This window comes from Streptosporangium sp. NPDC004379 (assembly GCF_042873875.1).
Classification (GTDB): Bacteria; Actinomycetota; Actinomycetes; order Streptosporangiales; family Streptosporangiaceae; genus Streptosporangium.
Genome location: NZ_JBIAMC010000010.1, coordinates 257479 through 281388, shown reverse-complemented (window position 1 = coordinate 281388; position 23910 = coordinate 257479). Strand labels below are relative to the sequence as shown.

General features: G+C 72.6%; 20 protein-coding genes. 6 read left to right on the top strand and 14 right to left on the bottom strand.

All coding sequences use genetic code 11. The features are described from left to right. Positions 1-64: 64 nt before the first annotated feature. Positions 65-997 (top strand): acyl-ACP desaturase, encoded by a 933-nt coding sequence (locus ACFYSC_RS23145; RefSeq protein ID WP_389965124.1) that lies wholly within the window; start codon positions 65-67, stop codon positions 995-997. A 226-nt stretch (positions 998-1223) separates the two neighbouring features. Here the strand turns inward: ACFYSC_RS23145 and ACFYSC_RS23140 are convergent, their stop codons facing one another. Together ACFYSC_RS23140 and ACFYSC_RS23135 are read right to left on the bottom strand one after the other, a co-directional pair. After that, positions 1224-2441 (bottom strand): MFS transporter, encoded by a 1218-nt coding sequence (locus ACFYSC_RS23140; protein ID WP_389965121.1) that lies wholly within the window; start codon positions 2439-2441, stop codon positions 1224-1226. A gap of 157 nt (positions 2442-2598) precedes the next feature. Continuing rightward, entirely contained in the window at positions 2599-3906 is a 1308-nt protein-coding gene (locus ACFYSC_RS23135; RefSeq protein ID WP_389965118.1) for an MFS transporter, read from the bottom strand. A 52-nt stretch (positions 3907-3958) separates the two neighbouring features. Here ACFYSC_RS23135 and ACFYSC_RS23130 point away from each other — a divergent pair, with 52 nt between their 5' ends. Then, positions 3959-5020 carry a LacI family DNA-binding transcriptional regulator gene (locus ACFYSC_RS23130; protein ID WP_389965115.1) on the top strand — a complete coding sequence of 354 codons (1062 nt, stop codon included), beginning with the start codon at positions 3959-3961 and terminating at the stop codon, positions 5018-5020. Positions 5021-5168: 148 nt separating this feature from the next. Continuing rightward, positions 5169-7898 (top strand): PEP/pyruvate-binding domain-containing protein, encoded by a 2730-nt coding sequence (locus ACFYSC_RS23125; protein ID WP_389965113.1) that lies wholly within the window; start codon positions 5169-5171, stop codon positions 7896-7898. Positions 7899-7901: 3 nt separating this feature from the next. Here the strand turns inward: ACFYSC_RS23125 and ACFYSC_RS23120 are convergent, their stop codons facing one another. From ACFYSC_RS23120 to ACFYSC_RS23110, 3 genes are all read right to left on the bottom strand, one after another. After that, positions 7902-9155, bottom strand: coding sequence for a cation:proton antiporter (locus ACFYSC_RS23120; RefSeq protein ID WP_389965110.1), 1254 nt, complete (start codon positions 9153-9155; stop codon positions 7902-7904). Positions 9156-9247: 92 nt separating this feature from the next. Further along, positions 9248-9559, bottom strand: a complete 312-nt coding sequence (locus ACFYSC_RS23115; protein WP_389965107.1) for a hypothetical protein — start codon at positions 9557-9559, stop codon at positions 9248-9250. An 8-nt stretch (positions 9560-9567) separates the two neighbouring features. Beyond that, entirely contained in the window at positions 9568-10743 is a 1176-nt protein-coding gene (locus ACFYSC_RS23110) for a DUF418 domain-containing protein (RefSeq protein ID WP_389965104.1), read from the bottom strand. A 204-nt stretch (positions 10744-10947) separates the two neighbouring features. On the opposite strand from ACFYSC_RS23110, the gene ACFYSC_RS23105 reads away from it, so the two are divergent. After that, positions 10948-11550: a DUF5709 domain-containing protein gene (locus tag ACFYSC_RS23105; RefSeq protein WP_389965101.1), complete on the top strand. Its 603-nt coding sequence runs from the start codon at positions 10948-10950 to the stop codon at positions 11548-11550. Positions 11551-11657: 107 nt separating this feature from the next. Here the strand turns inward: ACFYSC_RS23105 and ACFYSC_RS23100 are convergent, their stop codons facing one another. The 8 genes from ACFYSC_RS23100 to ACFYSC_RS23065 form a co-directional block, all read right to left on the bottom strand. Beyond that, positions 11658-12545 carry an alpha/beta hydrolase gene (locus ACFYSC_RS23100; RefSeq protein WP_389965098.1) on the bottom strand — a complete coding sequence of 296 codons (888 nt, stop codon included), beginning with the start codon at positions 12543-12545 and terminating at the stop codon, positions 11658-11660. Positions 12546-12579: 34 nt separating this feature from the next. Next, positions 12580-13110, bottom strand: coding sequence for a GNAT family N-acetyltransferase (locus tag ACFYSC_RS23095; protein ID WP_389965095.1), 531 nt, complete (start codon positions 13108-13110; stop codon positions 12580-12582). A 166-nt stretch (positions 13111-13276) separates the two neighbouring features. Next, on the bottom strand, positions 13277-14671 hold the full coding sequence (locus tag ACFYSC_RS23090; RefSeq protein WP_389965209.1) for an NAD(P)/FAD-dependent oxidoreductase: 1395 nt from the start codon (positions 14669-14671) through the stop codon (positions 13277-13279). A gap of 182 nt (positions 14672-14853) precedes the next feature. Continuing rightward, positions 14854-15687: an ABC transporter permease gene (locus ACFYSC_RS23085; protein WP_389965092.1), complete on the bottom strand. Its 834-nt coding sequence runs from the start codon at positions 15685-15687 to the stop codon at positions 14854-14856. Next, positions 15684-16535 carry an ABC transporter permease gene (locus tag ACFYSC_RS23080; RefSeq protein WP_362945236.1) on the bottom strand — a complete coding sequence of 284 codons (852 nt, stop codon included), beginning with the start codon at positions 16533-16535 and terminating at the stop codon, positions 15684-15686. Before ACFYSC_RS23080 ends, ACFYSC_RS23085 begins: the two co-directional genes overlap by 4 nt. Before the next feature lie 7 nt (positions 16536-16542). Beyond that, positions 16543-17790 (bottom strand): PotD/PotF family extracellular solute-binding protein, encoded by a 1248-nt coding sequence (locus ACFYSC_RS23075; RefSeq protein WP_389965089.1) that lies wholly within the window; start codon positions 17788-17790, stop codon positions 16543-16545. 6 nt (positions 17791-17796) lie between these two features. Then, the gene (locus ACFYSC_RS23070; RefSeq protein WP_389965086.1) at positions 17797-18945 is read right to left on the bottom strand and encodes an ABC transporter ATP-binding protein; all 1149 of its coding nucleotides are present in this window, start codon (positions 18943-18945) and stop codon (positions 17797-17799) included. 26 nt (positions 18946-18971) lie between these two features. Beyond that, on the bottom strand, positions 18972-20405 hold the full coding sequence (locus ACFYSC_RS23065; protein ID WP_389965083.1) for a gamma-aminobutyraldehyde dehydrogenase: 1434 nt from the start codon (positions 20403-20405) through the stop codon (positions 18972-18974). A gap of 208 nt (positions 20406-20613) precedes the next feature. Here ACFYSC_RS23065 and ACFYSC_RS23060 point away from each other — a divergent pair, with 208 nt between their 5' ends. Beyond that, the gene (locus tag ACFYSC_RS23060; protein ID WP_362945228.1) at positions 20614-21108 is read left to right on the top strand and encodes an Lrp/AsnC family transcriptional regulator; all 495 of its coding nucleotides are present in this window, start codon (positions 20614-20616) and stop codon (positions 21106-21108) included. Positions 21109-21175: 67 nt separating this feature from the next. Here ACFYSC_RS23060 and speB read toward each other — a convergent pair whose 3' ends face one another. Next, positions 21176-22126: an agmatinase gene (gene speB, locus ACFYSC_RS23055; protein ID WP_389965080.1), complete on the bottom strand. Its 951-nt coding sequence runs from the start codon at positions 22124-22126 to the stop codon at positions 21176-21178. Positions 22127-22306: 180 nt separating this feature from the next. Between speB and ACFYSC_RS23050 the strand changes: the two genes are divergently transcribed. Then, positions 22307-23776 carry a PucR family transcriptional regulator gene (locus ACFYSC_RS23050; protein WP_389965077.1) on the top strand — a complete coding sequence of 490 codons (1470 nt, stop codon included), beginning with the start codon at positions 22307-22309 and terminating at the stop codon, positions 23774-23776. Positions 23777-23910 lie beyond the last annotated feature (134 nt).

Sequence of the window (23910 nt, the reverse complement as noted above, 5' to 3'; positions counted from 1 at the left end):
CAGGGGCCGCTTTTACCTACGCTAACGTAGGTTACGGAACCGTAGAGAGTGAGGAAGAGGTCCTATGCGGGAGTTCAGCCAGACCGAGCTGCTACTCGAACTCGAGCCCGTCGTCGCCGGAGAACTCGACCGGCACCACAAAATGGCCAAGGAGTGGTTCCCGCACGAGTACGTGCCGTGGTCCGAGGGTCGCGACTACGACGGGATCTTCGGTGGCGAGGCCTGGTCCGAGACCGACTCCACGATCCCCGAGGAGGCCCGGACCTCCCTGATCGTCAACCTGCTGACCGAGGACAACCTCCCCAGCTACCACCACGAGATCGCCACGACCTTCGGCCGCGACGCCGCCTGGGGCACCTGGGTGCACCGCTGGACCGCCGAGGAGGGCCGCCACGGCACCGCCATCCGCGACTACCTGACGGTCACCCGGGCGGTGGACCCGGTGGCCCTGGAGCGGGCCCGGATGTCGCACATGGAGGAGGGGTTCACCAACTCCTACGAGGGCGTGCTGCACTCGCTGGCCTACGTCTCCTTCCAGGAGCTGGCCACCCGCATCTCCCACCGCAACACGGGCAAGGCCTCGGGGGACCCGAACTGCGAGCGGCTGCTCGCCAGGATCGCCGCCGACGAGAACCTGCACATGCTCTTCTACCGCAACCTGCTCGGCGCGGCCTTCGAGCTGAACCCGGGCCAGACCATGCGCGCCGTCACCGACGTGGTCACCACCTTCCAGATGCCCGGCACCGGCATCCAGGGCTTCACCCGCAAGGCGATGACCATCGCCCACGCCGGGATCTACGACCTGCGCCTGCACCTCGACGACGTCATCATGCCGGTCCTGCGGCAGTGGTCGGTGTTCGAGCGCGAGGACCTGGACGGCGAGGGCGACAAGGCCCGTCAGGAGCTGTCGGAGTTCCTCGACCGCCTTGAGGTGACCGCCTCGCGCTTCGTCGAGCGCCGCGAGGCCCGCCGCGCCCGCGAGGCCGCCGGCTCCTGACCGCCTTCCGGCCGTGGCCGCCCCGCCTCCGGGGCGGCCACGGAACCGCCGGGAGGGTGCTCCGTGTCCGATCAGCCGCATGATCCATGTCCGATCAGCCGTACTGTTCGTGTCCGATCAGCCGTGCCGTCCGAGTCCGGCCGGACGGGCTCCTCCGGGCTCCCCGGACGGCCCCCGTACCGGCCCCGCGCAGACGTCCGGCCGGTACGGGCCCGCGGGCGGAGGCTCAGGAGGTCAGGACCGGTTCCCGCGCGGGGGCGGACTCGGGCACGGGCCGGAGGAGACGCAGGGAGAGCAGCACCAGCAGGGCGGCCAGGCCCGTGGTGACCGGCGGGACGAGGAAGGCCAGGGACGCGCCGAAGCGGTCCACGAGCTGGCCCGCCACGGCGGCGCCGGTGGCGATGCCCAGGCCGATCCCGCCGTTGAGCCAGGTGAACGCCTCGGTCCGCACCTCGGCCGGGACGAGGCCCTCGGCGAGGGTGTAGCCGGTGATGACGGCCGGGGCGATGAGGAGACCGGCCGCGGCGGCCCCGCCGTACAGCATGGGGACGGACCCGGCGAAGCACAGCGCGACGGTGGCCGCCGAGAGCAGGCCCAGGGCGGCGGCCAGCCGGGCCGGGGCGCCGGTCCTCCAGCGGACGACGCCGTAGAGGAGCCCTCCGGCGAAGCTTGCGGCGGAGAAGGTCGCGTAGACCGGTCCCGCCGCGGCGGCCTGACCGAGCGCCGCCGTCGAGGAGGTGACGCCGACCTGGAGGCTGCCGAAGACGGCGCCGAGCGCGACGAAGGCGGCCGCCAGCGGGGCCACGCCCCGCAGCCGCAGCACCCCCCGCCGGGAGCGGGTGCGGACCGGCACCGGTTCGGGGGCGCCCTCGCGGACCCCGGCGAACACGAGTGTGCCGGCCACCACCATGACGAGGGCCGCGAGCAGCGCCCAGACGGGCGAGTAACCGGTCGACAGGGCGACCAGCAGCACGGGGGCGAGGGTGAAGGTCAGCTCGTCGGTCATGGACTCCAGCGCGAAGGCCGTGCCCAGCCTGCCGGAACCGCCCAGCACGTTCGCCCAGCGGGCCCGCACCATCGAGCCGACCTGCGGCATCGACCCGCCGGCCAGCGCCGCCACGGCGGTGAGCGCGACGGGTGAGGCGTGTGAGGCGGCCAGCGCCAGCAGCGCGCCCAGCGCGGCGGCGTGCAGGACGGCCTGCGGGACGAGCACCCTGGGCTGGCCGTACCGGTCGGCCAGCCGCCCGGTCTGCGGGCCGACGAGCGCCTGGGCGACGGCCGCGGCGGCCGAGGCGATCCCCGCCGCGCCGTACGAGCCGGTGGACCACTGCACCAGGAGCAGGATGCCGATCTGCAGCATGGCGTACGGCAGGCGGGCGACGAACGCGGGGGCGAGGAAGCGCCAGGCTCCGGGCAGGCCGAGTACGGCCAGGTAGGACTTCAAGGGGTCTCCGTCCAGGGTCCAGACGGAGGGCGTCACCCGGCCGGGGCGAGCCGCACCGTCGTGGTGGGCTTCGACCGGGGTGGATACCGCGGGATCGCGGCCGCCGTGCGGTCATTACGGGTACGCCGCTTCGGGCACACCAAGCAGACAATTTACCCTAAACAGGGCACTTCTCGTTCCCCGCCGGTCCGTGGACCGCCCGCAGGACCGGCCAGGCGGCGAGCGCGAGGACGAGGGCCAGCGCCGCCACGGCTCCCATGGCCCCCGGCAGGCCGGTCACGTCGGCCCACCATCCGACGTAGACGGGACCGGCGAGGAAGCCCAGGTAGGCGACGCCGGTCACCACGGACGTCGCCCGGCCGCGCACGGCGTGCCCGACACCGTCGTTCGCCGCGGCCAGCAACGTGGGGAACAGCACCGCGGTCCCCGCCGCGGCCAGGACGAGCCCGGCCAGCGCCACCGGCACGGAGGAGGCGACGGCCACCGCCGCGCTTCCGGCGGCCGCGGCCGCTGCGCCGCAGACGAGCACGGTCGCGGCGCTCCCGGACGCCACCCGGCCGGCGGAGAAACGGGTGAGGGCGACGACGGCGGCGAAGACGGCCGGGGCGGCCGAGGCGAGCACCGGCCCGGCGCCGAGTACGTCGGCCAGGTAGACCGCCCCCCAGCTCTGGTGGGCGTTCTCGGTGGCGAAGGCCAGCGCGCCCAGCCCGCCGAACAGCAGGAGCGGCGCGAGGCGGGCGGCGGGCCGTCCCGGACGCGTTTCCGGACCCCCTTCCTCCGCCGGCCGCGCCCGCGTGAGGCCGCCGTCGCCGTCCACCCGTTCCCCGCGCGGGTCCGTGCGCCGTCCCGCGCCCGCCGCCCGCTCCCCCGCCGCGTCCGCGTCGCGTTCCGTCCCGCGGTCGGCCGCGGCGGTCCGCCCTCCCGCCGCGATCACCGGGGTCAGTACCGCGGCGGCCATCGCGACCAGCAGGAACGGCAGGAAGACCGGTGCCCCCGTGCCGGCCAGCAGGCCGGTGGCGAGGCTCGCGAGCACGACGGCCGCGGAGAAGAACCCGTGCGCGCGGGTGATGACGGGCCGGCCCGCGGCCCGCTCAACCGCCCCGGCGGCCGCGTTGATCGCCACATCCGCCGCCCCTGAGGCCGCACCGAGCAGGGTGAGGCCCGCCGACAGGCTCCACAGGTCGCGCGCCGTGAGCGCCACCGCCGTTCCCGCCGCGCCGAGCAGCACGGGCAGGAGGGCGGCCGGCCGGCGCCCCCAGCGATCGACGGCCACGCCCGCGGCGGGCATGGCGGGCAGCGCCCCGGCGCCCACGAACAGCAGAGCGATGCCGAGCCGCCCGTCGTCCAGGCCCGCCTGGTCGCGGATGGCCGGTACCGACGCCCCCCAGACGCCCCAGAACGCGCCGAAGACCGCGAAGGCCGCGTAGGCGGCACGAACCCCTGAAGCGCTTGGAGGAGAGGACATGTGTGTAACGATACACAGAAAGTGTGTATCGTTACACAGGTATCCTTCTCCCATGACGGGGACGGCGGGCGGGCGGCGGGCGACCATGGCGGAGGTCGCCCGCGAGGCGGGGGTGTCGGTGATGACCGTCTCCTACGCCTACGGCCGCCCCGACCGGGTCTCGGCCGCCACCCGGGCCAGGGTCCGCGAGGCCGCCGAACGTCTCGGCTACCCGGGCCCGCACCCCGGGGCGCGATCGCTGCGCCGCGGCCGCACCGGCAACCTGGGCGTCGTCCTCGGCGAGCACCTCACCTACGCCTTCGACGACCCGCAGGCGACCCGATTCCTCGCGGGGGTCGCCCAGGTCTGCGCCGACCACGGCATGGGGCTGACCCTCGTCCCGGTGACCGGGGGCCCGGCCGACGCCGACCGTGTCACCGAGGCGGCCGTCGACGGCTTCGTCGTCTGGACCACCGCGGACGACGACCCCGTCATCGAGGCCGTCGCCGCCCTGGGACTGCCGGCCGTGGTGCACGGCGGCCCGCTCCGGGACGACCTCCCCCTGGTGGCCGCGGACGACCGGGCCGCCGCCGAGGCCGCGGGGCGCGAGGCGTTCGCCGACGCGCGGCGGCCCGCGGTGCTCGGCTTCCCGCTCGACCGCGTCAGAGCCGCCGGCGTCCTGCCCGGCGTCGACCCCGCCTCCGCGACCTTCCGCGTCACGAGACAGCGCCTGCTCGGCTTCCGGGACGCCTGGACCGCGACCGGCGGGCTCTGGGAGCAGGTCAGGGTGGCCGTCTGCTCCACCAACGACGCGCGCGAGGCGGACGCGCTCGCGACGGAGCTGCTGACCGGCCCCGACCCCTGCGACGCGATCGCGGCGATGAGCGACGAGCTGGCCCTGGGCACGCTCCGCGCCGCGGCGCGCCTGGGAGTGGCCGTCCCCGGCGACCTCGCCGTCACCGGGTGGGACGACACCGGGGCGGCCGCCGCCGCGGAGCTGACCACCGTCGCCCAGTCCCTGCGCGACCAGGGCGCGCGCTGCGCGCGGGTGGCCGTGGGCGCGCCCCCCGCGGCCGGGGACGCCGAGCCCCCTCGCTGGGCCCTGGTCCGGCGCGGCTCCACACACCGCCCCTGACCGCGCCCGCCCCGCCGCCTTGTCACCGCCCGTCGCCGTCCGGCCGTCCGCTTTATTTCATCACTTGTTGACTTATTTGCGGGCCGAGCCTAGCGTTACGGGCACGCACCGGCCCTCAGGTGCGAGCAGCGGCCCGAGGAGATGCCCGTTGAACGCCGCCGATCCCGCGGACCGCGTCGAGTCCGGCCCGCAGACATCCGCCCCGCTGGTCCTCCGATTCGCCGAGGTCAGCGCGGAGTCGCTCCCTGAGGTCGGCGGGAAGGCCGCCAACCTCGGGGTGCTCACCGCCGCCGGGTTCCCCGTCCCGCCGGGCGTGTGCGTCACCACCGAGGCCTACCGCAGGGTCGCCGCGGGCGCGGGCCTGGAGGAGGTGCTCGACGCCCTGGCCGCCGTCCCCGCCGACGACGTCGCATCCCTCCGCGAGCTGGCCTCCCGGGCCCGCGACCTCGTGCTCCACGCCCCCGTCCCCGCCGACATCGCCGACGCCGTACGGCTCGGCGCGCGCGGCCCCGTCGCGGTCCGCTCCTCGGCGACCGCCGAGGACCTGCCGCACGCCAGCTTCGCCGGCCAGCAGGACACCTACCTCAACGTGGTCGGCGCGGACGCGACGCTGGAGGCGGTCCGGCGCTGCTGGGCCTCGCTGTGGACCGACCGGGCCACCTCCTACCGGGCCGCCCACGGCATCGACCACCGGAGCGTGCGACTGGCCGTGGTGATCCAGGAAATGGTCCGGCCGGAGGTGGCGGGGGTGATGTTCACCGCCAACCCGGTCACCGGGAGGCGGCGCGAGGCGGTGATCGACGCCGCCCCCGGCCTCGGAGAGGCCGTGGTCTCCGGCGCGGTCAACCCGGACCACTTCGTGGTGGACGTCGCCACCGGGCGGATCACCGAGCGGCGGCCGGGGGACAAGCGGCTGGCCGTACAGCCGGCCCCCGGCGGCGGCGTCGAGCACGTCGAGCGGGCCGGAGCCGGTGCGGACGAGTTCTGCCTGACCGACGCCCAGGTCAGGGCGCTGGCCGAACTGGGCGGCCGGGTCGAGGCCCACTACGGCGCGCCGCAGGACATCGAGTGGGCCGTCGACGCCGCCGGAGCGCTGTGGCTGACCCAGTCGCGCCCGGTCACCACCCTCTTCCCGATCCCCGAGCACCGCCCGGGAAGCGGGAAGACGGCCGACGGCGACGGCGGCACGCGGATCTACTTCTCGCTCAGCGTCGCCCAGGGCGTCTACCGGCCGATCACCCCGATGGGCATGTCGGCCTTCCGGCTGCTGTCGGCCGCGGGCGCCGGGACGCTGGGCTTCCCGGTGCGCGACCGCGAGGCCGGGGCCCCGGTCTTCGCCGAGGCCGCCGGACGGATGTTCGCCGACGTCACCGGTGTCGTACGCAGCCGGGCGGGCCGAGCGATCCTCCCCCGGCTCCTCGACGTGATGGAGGCCAGGTCGGCGAAGGTGCTCCGCGCCCTGGCCGACGATCCCCGCTTCACCGTCACCCGGCGCTCCGTGCGGCCCGCCCTGCTCCGGGCGGCCCGGGTCGCGGCCCGTCACCGGATTCCGGAACGGGCCGCGCAGGCCCTGCTCAACCCTGAGGCGGCGCGCCGGCGGGTGGAACGGCTGACGGCGGAGACGCGGTCCCGGCTCGCGTCCCCGCCGGGCGCCACCTCCCTGGAACGGCTCGACCACGTCGAGCGGAGGCTCGGCGACAGCGTCTTCCAGGTGATACCGAGGATCGCGCCCGCCCCGGCCGCCGGGTTCGCCATGCTCGGCCTGGCCCACCGCCTCCTCGGCGGCCTGGCCCGGCCGGGCGAGCTGCAGACCGTCCTGCGCGGGCTCCCGCACAACGTGACCACCGAGATGGACCTGGAGCTGTGGCGCCTGGCCTCCCGGATCCGCGCCGACGCGGACGCCGCGGCGCTCCTGCTGGACACCCCCGCGGCCGAGCTCGCCACGCGCTTCCACGACGGGACGCTGCCGGCCGTCGTGCGCGAGGGGCTGCGCGGCTTCCTCGCCGCCCACGGCATGCGGACCGTCGCCGAGATCGACCTCGGGGTGCCCCGGTGGTCGGAGGATCCCGAGCACGTCATCGGGGTCCTGGCCAACTACCTCCGTCTCGACGACCCGGCCCTGGCCCCCGACGTCCTCTTCGCCGAGGGCGCCGCGGAGGCCGAGCGCATGATCGGGACGCTGGCCGCCCGCGCGGGGGGCCTCCGCGGTCGCGTCATCCGGTTCGCCCTCGGCCGGACCCGCGCCCTGGCGGGCCTGCGCGAGCTGCCCAAGCACCACCTGGTGTCGGTCCTGGCCGCCATGCGCGCCGAACTGGCGGCCGTCGGCGCCGACCTGGCGGACCGCGGCCTGCTGTCCCGCCCGGACGACGTCTTCCTCCTGACCTTCCCCGAGGTCAGGGCGGCCCTCACCGCGCCGCCCCACCACCCCGGCACGCCGGCCGGCGTGGTGGCGGAGCGGCGCCAGGAGGCCGCCCGCGAGCTGCTGCGCAGGCACCTGCCCCGCGTGCTGCTGTCGGACGGCACCGAACCCGAGGCCGTCCGGCAGCCGGGCGCCCCGGCGGACGGCTCGCTCACCGGCACCCCCGCGTCGGCCGGTACCGTCACCGGCGTCGCCAGGGTGGTGCTCGACCCGGTCGGCGCGCACCTGGCGCCGGGCGAGATCCTGGTCTGCCCTTCCACCGATCCGGGCTGGACACCGCTCTTCCTGACCGCCGGCGGCCTGGTGATGGAGATGGGCGGCGCCAACTCCCACGGCGCGGTGGTGGCCCGCGAGTACGGCATCCCCGCCGTCGTGGGCGTCGCGCACGCGACCGAGCGGGTCTCCACCGGCCTGCGGATCACCGTGGACGGCACCTCCGGAACGATCACCGTTCCCTGAGGGTCAGGCCGGATCCCGCGATTCCCTCTCCGCGGGGTCCTCCGCCGGTTCCTCCCGGGGGTCCTCCGCCGGCTTCTTCGCCCGCTTCTTCGTGGAACGCCGGGAGAGGAGGCGGACGATCGTCTCCGACCGGCTGGCGATCAGCGGCCCGAGCAGGGCGAGAACGAGCACGTACCCGGCGATGAACGGGGCGAGCCTCGCGTCCAGCCCGGCGGCGAGCGCCATCGTCGCCAGGACCAGCGCGAACTCGCCGCGTGAGAGCACGGTGAGCGAGATGTTCACCGCCTCCCTCCTGCCGAAGGAGTTCAGCTTCGCGGCCGCCGTCCCGGCCGCCACGTTGAGCACCAGGGTGATCGCCACCGCGGCCGCGATCGGCCAGGCCACCGAGAGCATGTCGCCCGGCTCGATGGACAGGCCGAAGGCGAAGAAGAACAGCGCGGCGAACGCGTCCCTGAGCGGATGGACGAACTGCCGGATGCGCGGCGCCGCCTTGGTCGAGCTCAGGATGAGACCGACCATGAAGGCCCCGATGGCGTCGGACACGCCGAACTCCTCGGCGACTCCGGCGGTGAAGATCGCCAGACCGGTGAACATCACCACGAGCAGCTCGTCGTCCCTGGTGCTGACGAGCCGGTTGACCAGCCGGGAGCCCCAGCGCGCCAGCGCGGTGAGCACGATCAGGAAGGCGAACGCCCTGCCGAAGGAGGCGGCCGCGGCGGCGAAGGAGTCCGCCCCGCTGAGCACCGGCTGCAGCACGGCGAGATAGAGCGCGAGGAAGACGTCCTCGACCACGATGACACCCAGGATGAGGCGGCTCTCCGGGTCGCCGAGCCGGCCGAGGTCGATCAGCAGTTTGGTCACGATGGCCGAGGAGGAGATGCCGATGACCCCGGCCAGGACCATCGCCTCGCGGAACCCCCAGCCGACGGCGAACCCGAAGGCCAGGCCGCCTCCGACGTTGAGCAGGATGTAGAGGGCCCCGGCCAGGACCATCCGCCTGCCTCCCTCGACCAGGTCGTCGAGGGAGAACTCCAGGCCGAGGTAGAACAACAGGAAGATCAGGCCGAGCGCGGCGATGAGCTTGAGGTCCGCCGGGTTCTCGACCAGCGCGAGGCCGGGGGTGTGCGGGCCGAACACGATGCCCGCGAGCATGAACAGCGGAATCGTCGGCAGCCCGATGCGGTTGCCGATCCTGGCGATGACCCCGGCGGCCAGGAAGGACCCGCCCAGGGCGATGAGAGCGTCACCCGGTGCCATGCGGCCCGCCTTCCGGATGGAGTCCGGGCATGGTGAACACACATTCGTCGAACATTGGAAACCTCCTGTGGAGCGATCTCGGTGTCGGTGCGTCAGAGATCGCCCGGCGGAGGCGCCCGCGGGCCGGGGAGGTCGCGTACGGCGGGCACGGCGAGGCGCACCCGTGAGGGCCGGACCGGAAGACGGGTCCCCGGCCCGGGGCCGGTGATCCGCCCGGCCTCGGGAGCCGCGGAGAAGTGGTCGGCCTGGTGCGGTGCCGCCGGAGGCAGTACGGCGCCGCCCGCCAGCATGACGGCGACGCCGGGTGCGTGGTGACGGTCGCCGGGCGTCGCGAGAGGGGCGTGGACGACGGCGAACAGGGACAGCAGGATCGCGGCGACCGTACCGACGATCCTCCGCGACAAACCATGCCCTAACTCTTGGGGGAATTGTCCGCCATTTTATCATCTGTCACGAAACGACGCTGGGGTGCGGCGTAGACCCACTGCCAGACCGACTCCAGCGGTCCCCGCTGGAAACGGCGCAGCCAGAGCGTCGACAGCGTCGCCAGCAGCAGGCAGATGGCGGCCCAGGCGGCCACCGTCCACCACGGCCGCAGGTCCGCGAACCTCGCGGCCAGGCCGAGGCCCCAGCCGTAGCAGAGGACCGACGCGATCAGGTTCTGGGCCACGTAGCAGCTCAGCGCGGTGCGCCCGACCGCGGTCAGGCCGCGCCGCGCGGGACCGGGGGTCCCGCCGGAGAGACGGCTCATCCGGTGCGCGGCGGCGGTGACGAGGGCGAGCAGCCCGAGGGCCACCAGGGGCGGCAGCAGGTAGCGGTCGACCAGGACCCAGTCGCCCCCGGCGAAGGAGGTGAGCAGGTTCAGCGGCACGCCCACGCCGAGCCCCGCCGCCATGAGCCGCCCGCGGAGCGCGGCGCCGCGGGCGGAGTCCTCCAGCGCCCCGGCGCGCATCAGCCGGGCGCCGAGCAGGAACAGGGTGATCCCGAGCGGGACGATGAACACGGCCTCCAGCCGATAGAGGCCGAAGAACTCGATCCGGGTCGCGACCTGGTCCGCGTAGGAGCCGTCGGTGAACAGCGTGACCGGCCCGGAGGGCGGCGTGGAGACGTCGCCGTACATCAGGACGAGGGTGACCAGGCCGACCATCGACGCGAACACCGCCCCGGCGCCCGTCATCCACGCGTTGATCACCCGGTCGCTCCGGCCTATCAGGTAGGCCACCACGACCGAGGTCACCGCGTATCCCATGAGCACGTCGAACTCGAAGACCAGCAGGTAGTGCAGGAGCCCCTCGACGAACAGCAGCCCCGCGCGCCAGAGGTACCAGCCGGGCCACGGCGCGCCCCGGCGCGCGGCCGAGCGGTACTGCAGTTCCAGCCCGACCCCGAAGAGCAGGGTGAGCAGGGCGAGGAACTTGCCGTTGGTCAGGAAACGCAGGAAGGTCTCCACCGCGCCGGTCCCGCCCAGCGCGTCCAGCACCCCGGCGGGACCCGCCGGACCGGTGAAGATCCAGATGTTGGTGCCCAGCGTCCCCATGATGGCGATGCCCCGGAGCAGGTCCAGCGCGTCGATGCGTCGTGTCGTCACGTTCCCACGATTTCGGACCCGGCCCGGCCGGACATCCTCCCCCGGAACCGTCGCGGCGTACATCGAACGGCGGACCGGTCGCCCTCCGACCGGCGGGTGAGGCGAGAGGACGGATACATACGTCTCGTTATGTCCGCGACGGGGTGGGCACGGGTGACAGGAGGAACACCGCAAGGACGGCGAGATGATCGGAGGGGGATCGCTGTGGACAGGCGGAACATGCCGGGCGACCCGTATTCACGGGCCGAGGACGAAGGGATCCCTGACCTTCAGGAGGGGACGCCCGAACAGCAGTGGGCGGTGGACCCCCAGGAGGAGCCCCTGCCCGCCGACCAGCCGGGCGCGCTGGACGACTACGGGACCACGGCCGAGGAGTGGAGCGCAGGGGAACCCCTCGACGGCCGCCTCAGCCGGGAGGAGCCCGAACCCCAGCCGCTGTTCGGGACCGAGGAGGGCGAGAGGACCGGCCGCGGCGAGGACGAGGCGGCCACCGGCGAGGACGGCCTCGACCCGGACGTCCCGGACAGCCTCGACGAGCAGGTGACCGAGACCAGCGGTCTCGGCGTGGGCTCGGACCTCAACACCGACTACGAGCGTGACGAGGACATCGACGTCGGCTATCAGTCGCAGCCGTCCGGGCCGGTCGGCGGATACGGGGACGACGAGCCGCGCCAGGCGGGCCGGCTGGTCGAGCCCGACCAGGGCGCCGCGACCGACACCGAGCCCGACATGATCGCCGAGGACGTCGGCGCGGACTTCGGCGGCTACACCGCCGAGGAGGCCGCCATGCACATCGAGCCGGAGTGACACCGGGAAGGGCGTGACACCGGAGCGCCCGGGTCCCCGGCGGCCGCTCCGTACCGGGGAGGCGGCCGGGGGTGGTCCCGAGCCACCCCTGAACCGTCCCCGGGACGTCAGAGGTGCTCGGCGAGGAAGGCGGCGACGGCCTCCACCGCCCGGCTCACGTGCGGCTCGGCGTCGTAGAGGTCGATGTGGAGCCGGGCGTCGAGCCAGACGAGCCGCTTGGGCTCGTCCATCCGCTTGTAGGCCTCCTCCGCGCCCTCCGGGGAGCAGAAGCGGTCCACGACGCCGTGCACCACCAGGCCGGGCTTGGGCGACAGGAAGTCGGCGCCGGTCATGTTGTCCATGGTGACCAGCTCGCGGATCGAGGCCCGGGTGACCCGGTTGCGCCAGTGCGGGGACGCGCCGCGCCCGGTGCCGTAGTAGGCGTACGGCTCGTCGCCGGGCATGGCCGCCTCCCCCTCCGCCGCCACGGCGGGGACGTACTCGGCCTCGCCGCCGAGGTCCTGGCGCTCCAGGACCTCGGTGAAGGAGGCCAGCGCCTCCTCGTACCCGGCCGGTGACATCCCGGCGCGCATGGCGTAGGGGCTGTTGTAGGCCCCGGCGATCCCGGCGAAGACCCGCACCCGGGGGTCGAAGGCGGCGAACTTCAGCGCGTAGCCGGCGCCCAGGCAGATCCCGGCCGCGCCGATCCTGGCGCCGTCGGACTCGGGCCGCGAGCGCAGCAGCGAGACCGCCGCCCGCAGGTCGTGCAGCTTGCCCTGCGGGTCCTCGTGCTGCCGCGGCGTCCCGCCGGACTCCCCCCAGTTGCGGTGGTCGAAGGCCAGCGTCACGTATCCGGCGGCGGTCAGCCGTTCGGCGTACAGGCCGGTCACCTGGTCGCGGGTGCCGGTGAACGGCCCGGTGAGGACCAGCGCCGGGTGCGGGCCGGGGCCGTCCGGCGTCCGCAGGTCGCCGACGAGCGTGATCCCGTCGGCCTCGAACTCAACCCTCTCGGTCATGCGCCCCAGTCTGTACGACTCCCGCCCCGGCGTGTCAGACATGGTTGAAAGGCTCGGCGTAGGCGAACGCTCCGCGTAGGCGCGGGTCGTCCGGGTCGTACGCCGACAGGACGCGGACCTGGAAGAACGGCTCCCATTCCGGCACCGGGGGCACGACGCCGTACTCCGCGGCGGGCCGGAAGCCGAAGCGCGAGTAGTAGGCGGGCGAGCCGAGCAGCACCGCCATCGGCTCGCCCATGGCGTCCGCCGCGCCGAGGAGCGTGTGCAGCAGGGCGAGACCGACGCCGCGCCGCTGACGGCCGGGGCGGACGCTCACCGGGCCGACGGCGACGACGGGAGCCCCCTCGATGTGGGCGCGGCTACCCAGCACGTGCCCGGCGACCTCGCCGTCCGCGCCGATCGCGACGAGGGACAGCTCGGGCATCCACTCGTCGCAGCCGCGGAGCTCGCGGAGCAGGGGCTCCTCGGCGGGCGTCTCGCCGGGCCGGTCGGGCTTGGCGAAGGCGGCGGCCGTCACCTCGTGGACGGCGTCGATGTCGGCGGGGGTCTCGCGGCGGACGATCATCCGCCCACCCTGCACCGGATCGGCCGGACTCCGCAATCGGATTACCGGCCGGCGCCCCCCGGCGAACCTCGCCGGGGGGCGGGGCCGTGTCGGGCCCCGCCCCCCGGGACGGGACGCCTGAGAGAACGCCTCAGAGGACGCCGTGGAAGACGTCTCAGAGGACGTCTCAGGAGTCGAAGCCCAGGCCCATCCGGTCCAGGGTGCGCAGCCACAGGTTGCGGCGGCCCTCGTGCAGGTCGGCCCGGGCGAGCGACCAGCGGGTCATCTGGATCCCCGCCGAGCGGACCGGTTCCGGTGGAAAGGGAATCGGCTTCTCCTGGACCATCCGCAGTCCGGTCCGCTCCGTCGGCTCCCCGGCGAGCAGGTCGAGCATGACGTTGGCCCCGAAGCGGGTGGCGGCGACCCCCAGGCCGGTGTAGCCGACGGCGTAGGCGAGCCGCCCGCCGTGGGCCTGGCCGTAGAAGGCGCTGAACCTGCTGCAGGTGTCGATGACGCCGCCCCACCGATGGGTGAAGCGCACCCCGTCGAGCTGCGGGAAGGTGGTGAAGAAGTGCTCGGCCAGCTTGGCGAAGGTCTCGTCGCGCTGCTCGTACTCCGGCCTGATGCGGCCGCCGTTGTAGTAGACCGCGTCGTAGCCGCCCCACAGGATGCGGTTGTCGGCGGTGAGCCGGTAGTAGTGGAACTGGTTGGCCGAGTCGCCCACGCCCTGGCGGTTGCGCCAGCCGACGGAGGCGAGCTGCTCCGGAGACAGCGGCTCGGTCACCAGCGCGTAGTCGTAGACCGGCACCAGGAAGTGCTTCAGCCTGCGCAGCAGCGGCTGGAACACGCCGGTGCCGAGCGCGACCCTCGCGGCCCTGACGGTGCCGCGCGGGGTGACGAGGTCCATGGTGGCCCGGTTGTCCCGGATGTGGCGTACCGGCGTGCGCTCGTGGACGCGCACGCCCAGCTCCAGGCAGGCCCGCCGGAGCCCCCAGGCCAGCCGGGCGGGGTCGATCATGGCGCAGCCGTCGCGTTCCCAGTAGCCGCCGACGTAGGTGGGCGAGTTCACCTCCGCCCGGATCTCGTCGCGGCCGAGGACGTCGTGGTCCAGGCCCAGCTCCCGCGCCGCCCGGACGCTCTCGTGCATCTCGTCGAGCTGCCAGGGCTCGGTGGCCACGTGCAGCTCGCCGGTGCGCTCGTAGTCGCAGTCGATGCCGTACCGTCCGACGGTCTCGCCGATCTCGTCGAGGTTGGCCCGGCCCAGCCGTTCCAGGGTGGTGATCTCCTCGGGCCAGCGTTCCAGCCCGTTGGCGAGGCCGTGGGTGAGCGACGCCACCGCGAACCCGCCGTTGCGGCCGGAGGCCGCCCAGCCGATCCCGCGTCCTTCCAGCAGGACCACGTCGAGGGACGGGTCGCGTTCCTTGGCCATCAGGGCGGTCCACAGCCCCGAGAAGCCTCCGCCGACCACCGCGAGATCGGCGGTCGTGTCCTTGAGGAGCCGCGGCAGCGGCTCGGGTTTCGCCGGACTGTCGAGCCAGTACGGCTTGCGCTCCGCGTCAGCAAGAGCCTTCAGCGGATCCACAAATCTCACTTCCCTACGGTGAGTTGAAATTCGTTGTCTAGGTATCGCGTGACCTCAGAGGTCACGCGCGGGTTCCCCCCGCCTGAATCCGATCTCGCCTCCCTGTTCTGTGCCGGGGACATCTTCCGGGTACGCCGAAACCCCGTGCCGCCAACCGCTGGCGGTACGGGGGCCTGACGACGCTAGGTGCGGCGGCGGGCGGTGACCGTGTTGACCACGGCGATCACCACGCCTACCGCGAATATAAGGGTCCCCAGAATGTTGACCTGCGGCGGGACCCCGATCCGGGTGGCGCCCCAGATCCACAGCGGGAACGTCTGGAGGGCGCCGCTGGTGAACTGGGTGATCACGAAGTCGTCGATGGACAGCGCGAACGCCAGCAGCGCGCCCGAGACGACGCCAGGCAGGATCATCGGGAACGTGACGCGCCAGAACGTCGTCCAGGTGGACGCCCCGAGGTCGCGCGCCGCCTCCTCGATCGAGGGGTCGAGCCCCACGACCCGGGCCCGTACGGTGATCGCCACGAACGACAGCGAGAACAGCACGTGCGCGATGACCACGGTCACGAAGCCCGGCTGCACCCCGGCGCTGACGAACAGCGACAGCAGGGAGGAGCCCATGACCAGCTCGGGCGAGGCGATGGCGGCGAAGAGCACCAGGTTGACGGCGCCCAGCCCGCGGAACCTGTGGCGGCCCATCGCCAGGCCCATCAGCGTGCCGATGACCGTGGTGATGACCGTGGCGAGCACGGCGATCTCCAGGGAGTTGACGACCGCCTCGATCAGCTTGGGGTCCTGGTCGAGCATGCCCCACCACTTGAAGGTGAAGCCCTGCCAGGTGACGTTCGACTTGCTCCTGGTGTCGTTGAAGCCAAAAATGATCATGACCACGATCGGCAGGAACAGCCAGGCGAGGATCAGCCAGACGTAGACCTTGAGCAGCCGGTCGAGGAGGTGGCGGCGGCGCCGGGCGGGCGCCGGAGCGGGCGCGGACGCGGTGGCGGTGGCGGTGCTCATCGGGCCGCGGCCTCCAGCACGTTCTCGGTGCCCAGCGCCCTGGCGTAGGCGAAGATGCCGAGCAGCATCGCCGCCATCAGCGCGAACGACAGCGCCGCGGCCGACGGATAGTCGTTGTTGACCAGGAACCTGGACTGGATGATGTTGCCGATCATCGTGTTCGCCGGGCCTCCGAGGATCTCGGCGTTGACGTAGTCGGCGGTCATCGGGACGAACGTCATCAGCACCCCGGCGAACACACCGGGCAGCGACAACGGAAGCACGACCTTGGTGAACGCCTGCCGGCGGGCGGCGTACAGGTCCCGCGCGGCCTCCACGACGCGGGGGTCCACCCGCTCCAGGGCCACGTAGATCGGCAGGATCATGAACGGCAGGTAGTTGTAGACCAGCCCGCCGATCACCGCCACCGTCGTCTGCAGCACGTGGAAGTCGCCGGGCACCACGCCCAGCGACTTCAGCGGCGACAGCAGCAGCCCGTTGTCCGCCAGCAGGAACTTCCACGACACGGTGCGCAGCACGAACGACACGAAGAACGGCAGCAGCACCAGCAGCAGGTAGGTCGACTTGCGGGAGCCGCCCCTGAAGGCGATCCAGTAGGCCGTCGGGTAGGCCAGCACGATGGAGATGACCGTCGCCACCAGGCCGTACCCGGCCGAGCGCAGGAACTGCGTGCCGTACTGCGACAGGACGTCGCCGTAGATCGACAGGTTGAATGTCTGGACGAAGCCGTTGACCACGTCGCCCTCCTGGGTGGACACCGAGGCCATGAAGACCATCGGCACCACCAGGAAGATCACCAGCCACAGCCCGCCCGGGAGGATGAGCAGGTAGGGGGCGAAGCGCCTCATCGTTCGCCTAGCCCTGGGTGATCGGCTGGAAGACGGACTCGAAGATCTTCTCCTCGGCCGTGTTCAGTGCCTTGTAGGACCGCAGCCGGGCCATGTCGGCCTCGGCGGGGTAGACCATCGGGCTCTTCGCGAGCTGCTCCAGCGACTTCCTGTCGTCGCCGCTCGCCTTGGCGGCGTCGGCCAGGACGAGGTCCTTGGTGCCCGGCACCGGGGTGATGTAGTTGATGGCCTCCACCAGCATCGTGGCGATCTTCGGCTGGTAGACGTAGTCCATGTACGTGAGCGCGTCGAGCGGGTTCTGCGCGGTCTTGGGGATGCACATGTTGTCGGTCCAGATCGTGCCGCCCTCCTGGGGGATCACGAACTTGAGGTCCTTGCCCTCGGCGACCTGCTGGAAGATGTCACCCGACCAGGCCATGGTGATCCAGATGTCGCCCCGGGCCAGCGCGTCGACGTAGTCGTTCTCGTAGTACTTGCGCACCAGGCCGTCGTCGCGCTGCTTCTGCAGCCTCGCTGCGGCCTTGCGCCAGTCGGCCTCGGTGGACTTGTCCGGGTCGATGCCCTCGGCGAACATCCCGAAGTTCGCGACCTCCTGCGGGTCGAGCATCATGCCGACCTTGCCCTTGTACTTGGGGTTCCACAGGTCGTTGATGCTGGTGACCTCGTCCACGTACTTGGGGTTGTAGGCGATGCCGGTCAGGCCCGCCGTCCAGGGGATCGTGTAGGTGTTGTCCGGGTCCCAGGTGGGGTTCTTGACCTTCTCCGCCGCGTTGGCCGCGAAGTTGGGCAGCCTGGCGTGGTCCAGCGGCACCAGGTAGCCCAGCGCGATGGCCTTGCTGAGGTGCAGGCCGTTGGTGATGACCATCAGGTCGTAGCCGATGTCGGTGTTCGAGGCGAGCAGCGGCTGGATCTTCCCGAAGAAGGAGGGGGTGTCCTGGATGGCCTCGGTGTAGGTCACCTTGATGCCGGTGTCGGCGGTGAACTTCTCCAGGGAGGGGTAGCGGCCGTCCTCCTTGTCGATGTACAGCGTCCAGTTGGCGAACCGCAGGGCGCCGTTCTTCTTCTTGGACGCCCAGTAGTCGGCGATCCCGTCCTTTATGGGCGGGGCGGCCTTCTTGCCCTGCACGCCGCAGGCGGCCAGGGCCATCCCGGCGGCCGACAGGCCGGCGAGGCGGAAGGCGTCGCGGCGGGTCACCGAGCGGGGCCGGGTCATGCCGCGCAGCAGGGCGGTGTCGAGTGAGGAGTCGTGGTGCATGGTGGCTCAACTTCCGATCACGTAAGAGTGCTGCGGCCGCCACGACAGCCAGACCGCGTCGCCGCGCTCGGCCGTGCTCGTGCTGTCGAGCGCGTTCTGCTGGAAGACGGTTACCTCGGTGCCGCCGGGCAGGCGCACCGCGTAGCTGTTGTACAGGCCCAAATAGACGACCTCGGCGACGGTGCCGCGCACGGCGCTCAGACCCGCCGCGGGCTCCTCGGTGGAGATCATGATCTTCTCCGGGCGTACGGTGACCGCGATCGCGTCCCCCGCCCGGTGCCCGCCCTCCCCGGCGAGGACCCGTCCTCCGTCTTCGAGCAGCAGTACGGCGCAGCCGTCCTCGACGCGGTCCACCGTCCCGCTGATCAGGTTGGAGGTGCCGATGAACCCGGCGACGAACGCGCTGGCGGGGCGCTCGTAGATCTCGCGGGGCGCGGCGAGCTGCTCGACCAGGCCGTCGTTCATGACGGCGATGCGGTCGCTCATGGTGAGCGCCTCGCTCTGGTCGTGGGTGACGTAGACGAACGTGATGCCGACCTCGCGCTGGATGCGCTTGAGCTCGATCTGCATGGCCTGGCGCAGCTTGAGGTCGAGGGCGCCCAGCGGCTCGTCCAGCAGGAGCGCGCTGGGCCGGTTGACCAGGGCCCGGGCCAGGGCCACCCGCTGCTGCTGGCCGCCGGACAGCTCGCGGGGGCGGCGCTTCTCGCGCCCGCCGAGGTCCACGATCTCCAGCATCTCGCCGACGCGACGCTTCATCTCGGCGTCGGCCACCTTCCTGCGCCGCAGGCCGAAGGCGACGTTCTCCCAGACGTTCATGTGCGGGAAGAGCGCGTACGACTGGAACACCATGTTCACGTCGCGTCTGTTGGGCGGGACGTCGGTCACGTCCCGGCCGTGCAGCCGCACCGTGCCGCGCGACGGGTCCTCGAACCCGGCGATCATGCGCATGGTGGTGGTCTTGCCACACCCCGAGGGGCCGAGGAGCGAGAAGAACTCGCCCTCGGCGATGGTCAGGGTGACGCCCTTGACCGCCTGGACGACCTCACCGTGGGCGAGGTACTCCTTGACGACTCCGTCGAGTTCGATGGCGGGCACCGGGGGCGGGCCGGAGGCGGTGGAGACCACCGCCTCCACATCCGCCTGGGTTTCGGTCATACCAGGCTGTCCCTCTTGTTTCGCGGCTATTCGCCGATGTAGTGCATGACGTGCTTGACTCGCAGGTAGTCGTGGAGCCCGAAGACCGACAGGTCCTTGCCGTAGCCGGAGTGCTTGAAGCCACCGTGCGGCATCTCGGAGACGAACGGGATGTGGGTGTTGACCCACACGACGCCGAAGTCGAGTCGCCTCGACACCCGCATCGCCCGGCCGTGGTCGGAGGTCCAGACCGAGCTGGAGAGGCCGTACCGGACACCGTTGGCCTTGGCCACGGCATCGGCCTCGTCGGAGAAGGTCTGGACGGTGATGACGGGCCCGAAGACCTCGTTCTGCACCATCTCGTCGTCCTGCTGGAGGCCGTCGACGACGGTCGGGGCGAAGAAGAATCCCTTGTCACCGATCCGCCGGCCGCCGGTCAGGACCTTGGCGTGGCCGGGCGCCCGCTCGATGAAGCCGGTCACCCGCGCCAGCTGGTCCGCGTTGTTGAGCGGGCCGTAGAGGGCGTCCTCGTTGGACAGGTCGCCGGTCACGGTGGCGGTGGCCGCCTCGACGAGGGCCGCGACGAACTCGTCGTGGGCGTCCTCGTGGACCAGCACCCGGCAGGCCGCGGTGCAGTCCTGGCCGGCGTTGTAGAAACCGCCCATGGCGATCGCCTCGGCGGCGGCCTTGAAGTCCTTGACGTCGTCGAAGACGATGACCGGGGCCTTGCCGCCGAGCTCCAGGTGGACCCGCTTGACGTCCTCGGCGGCGGTCCTGGCCACGGCCATGCCGGCGCCGACCGAGCCGGTGATGGCGACCATCTGGGCGGTCGGGTGGCCCACCACGAGAGCGCCGGTCTCGCGGTCGCCGGTGACGACGTTGAAGACGCCCTTCGGCAGGACCTCACCGATGATCTCGGCCATCTTGAGGGTGGAGACCGGGGTGGTGTCGGACGGCTTGAGCACGACGGTGTTGCCCGCGGCGAGCGCGGGGGCGATCTTCCAGACCGCCATCATCATCGGGTAGTTCCAGGGGGTGACCTGGCCGACGACGCCGATCGGCTCGTACCGGATCACGGAGGTGTGGTCGGCGAGGAACTCACCCGACGTCGGCCCCTCCAGGGTGCGGGCGGCGCCGGCGAAGAAGCGGAAGTGGTCGGCCGCGACCGGGGTCTCGTCCTCGGCCATCCGGGCGCGGGGCTTGCCGGTGTTGCGGCACTCGGCCTCGTTGATCTCCCCGGCGCGCGCGTCGAGGGCGTCCGCGACCTTGAGCAGCAGGTTGGCCCGCTCACCGGGGGTCAGCAGGCTCCATGACTCGAAGGCGGCGGCCGCGGCGGCGTAGGCGGCGTCGACGTCCTCCGCGCCGGAGATCGGCGCCTGCAGGTATGCCTCTCCGGTGCAGGGGTCGATGACGTCGGAGAACCGGCCGCTCTTGGCGTCCACGAGCTCGCCGTTGACATAGTTCTGCAGACGGGTGGTCACCGTTGACCTCCTGTGAGGTGGCTTGGTTATGGGGACTCTTACAGAGGAGAGCCTACGCGACAAGGGATTTCGTTGTTAAGATACCAAATCGCGACGAAATCGCTTGACAGAGCCATAAAAACTGACAGCATGTCGCAGCGAGCCGCAACATGTCGGCAGGGCGTGCGACGCCCGCAACGACCCCTTAACACGACGCCAGGGAGCGCGGATGACGACCCCGCCCAAGGTACGCCGCGACAACGACGCGAAGCACGGCACGGTCGTCCTCGACGAGATCTCCAAACAGATCATCGAACAGCTGCAGGCCGACGGCCGCAAGCCCTACGCCGCGATCGGCAAGGCGGTGGGACTGTCCGAGGCCGCCGTCCGCCAGCGGGTCCAGCGCCTGCTCGACGCCGGGGTCATGCAGATCGTCGGGGTCACCGACCCGCTCACCCTCGGCTTCTCCCGCCAGGCGATGATCGGCATCAAGTGCGAGGGCGACCTGGAGACGGTGGCCGACGAACTGTCGGCCATAAAGGAGATCGACTACGTCGTGCTGACCGCCGGTTCGGTGGACGTCATGGTCGAGGTGGTCTGCGAGAGCGACCTGCACCTGCTGGACATCCTCGGCAAGATCCGGGCCATCCCCACGGTCCGCGCCACCGAGACGTTCGTCTACCTCAAGCTGCACAAGCAGACCTACTCCTGGGGGACCCGCTGACGCCCTCCGGGGACCGCCCGCCGTACGGCCGGTCCGGGTCGTACGGCGGGCGGACCGCCCGGCCCCGTCAGGAAGAGGGCTTGGACAGCGCCAGCAGGCTGACCAGGTCGTAGGCGACGTGGGAGGCGGCCACCGCGGTGATCTCCGCGTGGTCGTAGGCGGGGGCCACCTCGACCACGTCGCCGCCGACCAGGTTGCACCCGGCCAGGCCGCGCAGGATCTCCAGCAGCTCACGGCTGGTCAGGCCGCCCGCCTCGGGGGTGCCGGTGCCGGGGGCGTGCGCGGGGTCCAGCACGTCGATGTCGATCGACAGGTAGAGCGGCCGGTCGCCGATCCGCTGCCGGAGCGCGTCGACGGTCTCGTCCACACCGCGGCGCATCACGTCGGCCGAGGTCATGATGCCGAAGCCGAGGCGGCGGTCGTCGTCGAGGTCCCGCCTGCCGTACAGCGGGCCGCGCGTGCCGACGTGGCCGATCGCCTCGGTGTCGAGGATGCCCTCCTCCACCGCCCGGCGGAACGGCGTGCCGTGGGTGTACTCGGCGCCGAAGTAGGTGTCCCAGGTGTCGAGGTGGGCGTCGAAGTGCAGCATGGCCACCGGGCCGTGCCGCCTGGCCAGGGAGCGCAGCAGCGGCAGCGCGATGGTGTGGTCGCCGCCGATGGTGACCAGGCGGGCGCCGTCCTCCTGGAGCCGGGTCGCGGCGTCCTCGATCGCCTCGACGGCCTCGCCGATGTCGAACGGGTTGCAGGCGATGTCGCCGGCGTCGGCCACCTGCACCGCGGCGAACGGCGAGACGTCCAGGCCGGGGTGGTACGGCCGGAGCAGGCGGCTGGCCTCGCGGACCGCGGAGGGGCCGAAGCGGGCGCCGGGACGGTAGGAGACCCCACTGTCGAACGGCACCCCCACCACGGCCACGTCGCAGCGCCCGACCTCGTCCAGGCGCGGCAGACGCGCGAACGTCGCCGGGCCCGCGAAGCGGGGGACGCGGGAGGAGTCGACGGGGCCCCGGGGCTCGGTCATGCCGCACGGTCCTTTCGAGGAGAGTCTTTCGGGAGGCTTCTTGCGGGGGCTTCTTCCGAGGGACGTGGAACGGCGGGGGAGGGCGTGGCAGGCCCGGCTCAGAGCGGGCTGTCCTTACATTCTGGGAGATTTATACCCGTTTGGGTATTGTGGGAAGCACGAACTACGACGGGGTCTCCTGTGGCCGACCACGAACACACCGCCGACCGGCTCACCGTCGAGGAGCTGGTCCGCTTCCCGGCCCTGCGGCTGCGCGTCCTCGCCGGCCGCGCGGGACTCGGCCGCCCGGTGTCCTGGGCTCACGTCAGCGAACTGGACGATCCCACGCCCTGGCTGCTGGGCGCCGAGCTGATCATGACGACCGGCATCGCGATCCCCCGATCCGCCGCCCGCCAGCGGGCCTACCTGGAACGGCTCGACGACGCCGGGGTGTCCGCGCTGGCCCTGTCGGCCCAGCTCCACGTGCCGCCGCTGCACCCGGCGTTCCTCGCCGCCGCTGAGGAGCGCGGCATGCCGGTCCTGGAGGTGCCGCTGGCCGTACCGTTCATCGCCGTCGGCCAGGAGGTCGCCGCGGCCGTGCGGGAGGACGCCCGCCAGCGGCTCGGCGCGCAGCTCCAGGTCTTCGGCGCGCTGCGCTGGATGGCCTCGGAGGACCTCGGCACCGTGACGCTGTTCCGCCGCCTGGAACGGCTCAGCGGCTACACGGTGTACCTGTGCACGCCGCAGGGCCGCCCACTGCTGCCCGGCGTCCCCGTGCCCGACCCGGATCTGCTGCCCAGGACGGCGGACGCTCCCCCGACGATCCCCGGCGGGTTCGTCCTCCCGGTGCCCGCGCCGGGCGGCCCGGCCGGTTTCCTCGTCGCCCTGGAACGGGAGGGCGCCCGCCCGGCCGGCCTGGCGGTGGCCCAGCACATCGCCACCGTCGCCGCGCTCCAGGTCGCCATGGCCCGCCACGAGCGTGAGACCCTGCGCCGCGAGGGCGCGGAGATCCTGGCCGAGCTGCTGCAGGACGTGCTCGACCCGGCCACGGCCCGGCGGCGGCTGATCCGGCTGGGCCTGCCCGGCGACGAGCTGGTCCTGCTGGCCGTCCGCGGCGTGTCCGACGACGGGCTGCTGCGCGCCCTGGACGACCGCCCGTTCCTCATGCTCGGCAGGGGCGACGACCGCTACGTCCTCGGCACCGCCGAAGCGGCCGCCGCCGTCGCCGGAGCGCCGGGCGTCGCGGCCGGGATGAGCCGGCCGTTCGCCGCCGGTACCTCCCTGCGGGTGGCCCGCAGGGAGGCGGTGTGGGCCGTCTCCCGGGCGGCCGAGTCGGGCCAGGCGCTCGTCCGATACGGCGACGACACCGCCGGGCGATGGCTGCCGGAGGACCCCGCGGTGCTCTCGGCGCTGGTCGAGCACGTGCTCGGCGAGGTGATCCGGTACGACGCCGCCCACGACTCCCGCCTGCTGGCCTCGGTCCGCACCTGGATGGAACGCGACCGCCGCACCGAGGACGCGGCGGCGGCGCTGCACATCCATCCGAACACGCTCGCCTACCGGCTGCGCCGGTTCACCGCGCTCACCGGCCGGGACCTGACGTCCACGGGCGCGTTCGCCGAGGTGTGGCTGGCCGTCCGGGCCGCCGGTCAGCTCGGCCTCACCGGCTGACCGACGGTCCCGGGCCGACCGGTCTCACCGGCCCGCGACCGGGACGGACGGCCGGCTGACCGGATGGATTCGGACGGTTCGGGGCCCCCGGCCGGCCGACGACAGCGGACCGGCCGGTCCCACCGGCCCGCGGC

Excerpts from the sequence above, each read along its gene's own strand:
- ACFYSC_RS23100 (WP_389965098.1), bottom strand. The coding sequence starts at position 12,545 with ATGACCGAGAGGGTTGAGTTCGAGGCCGACGGGATCACGCTCGTCGGC.
- ACFYSC_RS23075 (WP_389965089.1), bottom strand. The coding sequence starts at position 17,790 with ATGCACCACGACTCCTCACTCGACACCGCCCTGCTGCGCGGCATGACC.
- ACFYSC_RS23060 (WP_362945228.1), top strand. The coding sequence starts at position 20,614 with ATGACGACCCCGCCCAAGGTACGCCGCGACAACGACGCGAAGCACGGC.
- ACFYSC_RS23070 (WP_389965086.1), bottom strand. The coding sequence starts at position 18,945 with ATGACCGAAACCCAGGCGGATGTGGAGGCGGTGGTCTCCACCGCCTCC.
- ACFYSC_RS23135 (WP_389965118.1), bottom strand. The coding sequence starts at position 3,906 with ATGTCCTCTCCTCCAAGCGCTTCAGGGGTTCGTGCCGCCTACGCGGCC.
- ACFYSC_RS23085 (WP_389965092.1), bottom strand. The coding sequence starts at position 15,687 with ATGAGCACCGCCACCGCCACCGCGTCCGCGCCCGCTCCGGCGCCCGCC.
- speB (WP_389965080.1), bottom strand. The coding sequence starts at position 22,126 with ATGACCGAGCCCCGGGGCCCCGTCGACTCCTCCCGCGTCCCCCGCTTC.
- ACFYSC_RS23095 (WP_389965095.1), bottom strand. The coding sequence starts at position 13,110 with ATGATCGTCCGCCGCGAGACCCCCGCCGACATCGACGCCGTCCACGAG.
- ACFYSC_RS23130 (WP_389965115.1), top strand. The coding sequence starts at position 3,959 with ATGACGGGGACGGCGGGCGGGCGGCGGGCGACCATGGCGGAGGTCGCC.
- ACFYSC_RS23145 (WP_389965124.1), top strand. The coding sequence starts at position 65 with ATGCGGGAGTTCAGCCAGACCGAGCTGCTACTCGAACTCGAGCCCGTC.
- ACFYSC_RS23120 (WP_389965110.1), bottom strand. The coding sequence starts at position 9,155 with ATGGCACCGGGTGACGCTCTCATCGCCCTGGGCGGGTCCTTCCTGGCC.
- ACFYSC_RS23080 (WP_362945236.1), bottom strand. The coding sequence starts at position 16,535 with ATGAGGCGCTTCGCCCCCTACCTGCTCATCCTCCCGGGCGGGCTGTGG.